At 74.6% G+C, this 1,841-nt stretch carries 2 pseudogenes; both read left to right on the top strand.

What is annotated here, in order from left to right:
• Positions 1-1,298, top strand: a pseudogene (locus AC2W7M_RS24725) (autotransporter outer membrane beta-barrel domain-containing protein); the annotation flags it as partial.
• Between the two features lie 98 nt (positions 1,299-1,396).
• Positions 1,397-1,841: pseudogene (locus tag AC2W7M_RS24720) on the top strand (hypothetical protein); the annotation flags it as partial.

Below are 1,841 nucleotides of genomic sequence, written 5' to 3'. Positions count from 1 at the left end.
ACCGGGCGCCAAACCCGGCACCACGGCCTTCACCATCGCCACGTTCGGCACCGGCGCGAAACGGCCTCGTGCTGCCCCAGTCCATCGGCGGCGGCGGCGGCAAGGGCGGCGCGGCCTCCTCCACCGCCGGCGGCGCGGACGCCGCGAACATCTCCGCCACCCTCGGCGGCAGCGGTGGGGCCGGCAGCTATGGGGGCAAGGCCAGCGTCACCAATGCCGGCCAGGTGCAGACCTCCGGCGACCACGCGAATGCGATCCTGGTGCAGTCCATCGGCGGCGGCGGCGGCAATGCGGTGTCCACCGTCTCCACCGCATCGGGCGAAAGCGCGAAGCTGAACCTCTCCGCCGGCCTCGGCGGCAGCGGCGGCGCAGGCGGCGACGGCGGCGCGGCCACCGTGACCCATTCGGGGCAGCTCTTCACGTCCGGCGATTTCAGCAACGGCATCCTCGCGCAGTCCATCGGCGGCGGCGGCGGCTCGGCCGCCGTCACGGGCGACAGCGGCACCGGCGGTTCGGCCGATGTCAGCCTGTCCCTGAACGGCAGCGGCGGGGCCGGCGGGTACGGAAAGACCGTGACCGTCACCACGACGGGCGACATCTCCACCACTGGAACCAGCGCCAGTGCTATCCTCGCGCAGTCCATCGGCGGCGGCGGCGGCTTCGCCGGCAGCGCGCAGAACGCCGCCACCGGCCAGGTCGCGGTGGGGGCCATCATCGGCGCGTCCGGCGGCTCGGGCGGCAATGGCGGCCTGGTGAACGTCTACGCCCAGGGGGCCATCACCCTCTCCACCACCGGCGGGGCGGCCGATGCCATCGTCGCCCAATCCATCGGCGGCGGCGGCGGCGTGGGCGGCGCCGGCAAGACCAAGGCGGACGGCAAGGGCGGCAACAGCTTCGCGCTATCGGCGACCATCGGCGGCGGTGGCGGCAGCGGCGGCGATGGCGAGGCGGTCACGGTGGTGTTCGGCAGCGGCCGCACGTCCGTGATCTCCACCGGCGGCCACGATTCGGCAGGCATTCTCGCCCAATCCATCGGCGGCGGCGGCGGCAAGGCCTCGGTGGCCTCCTCGTCGAGTGGCGATACCGGCGGTGCGGCAAGCGTCGGCGCCGCTTTGGGCGGAACCGCCGGCGGCGGCGGCAATGGCGGCTCCGTCATCGTCACCGTCGACGGCGTGATCCAGACCCTGGGCGCGGGGTCCGACGGCGTGCTGGCGCAATCCATCGGCGGTGGCGGCGGCAATGCCTCCGCGGCCAACAGCGTGGCGAGCGGCGGCCAGAACACCGTGACCGCCACCTGACCCTTGGCGGCGCCGGCGGCGTCGCGGGCGACGGCGAGACCGTCACCGTCAGCCAGACCGGCACCCTCCTCACCTTCGGCGACCATGCCAACGGGCTCGTGCTCCAGTCGATCGGCGGCGGCGGCGGGCGCGCCTCGACGGTGGCCACCGATTCCGGCAATGGCAGCTTCGCGGCCTCCGTCGGCCTCGGGGCGTCAGGCGGCGCGGGGGGCGGCGGCGGCAACGTCTTTGGCAATGTCTACGGCACCATCCAGACCTCCGGCGACGCCGCCATCGGCGTGCTGGCCCAATCCATCGGCGGCGGCGGCGGCATCGCCGTGACCAGTTCCTCGACCTCGGGCGGCAGCCACGCGGTCTCCCTGACCCTGGGCGGCGACGGCGGCAGCGGCAGCAAAGGCGGGAACGTCACCATCGACCTCGGCACCTCCTCGGTGGTCCGCACCTCCGGCGCCAATGCGTTCGGCCTGCTCGCCCAGTCGGTGGGCGGCGGCGGCGGCATCGGCGGAACAGGCGCCGCGGACGCCACCGCGGCCGTCGCGTTCG

This window comes from Xanthobacter sp. BG11Y11_SDJG, from assembly GCF_057364445.1.
The sequence above is the reverse complement of the archived record's forward strand: the minus strand, read 5'-3'. Positions and strand labels throughout refer to the sequence as shown.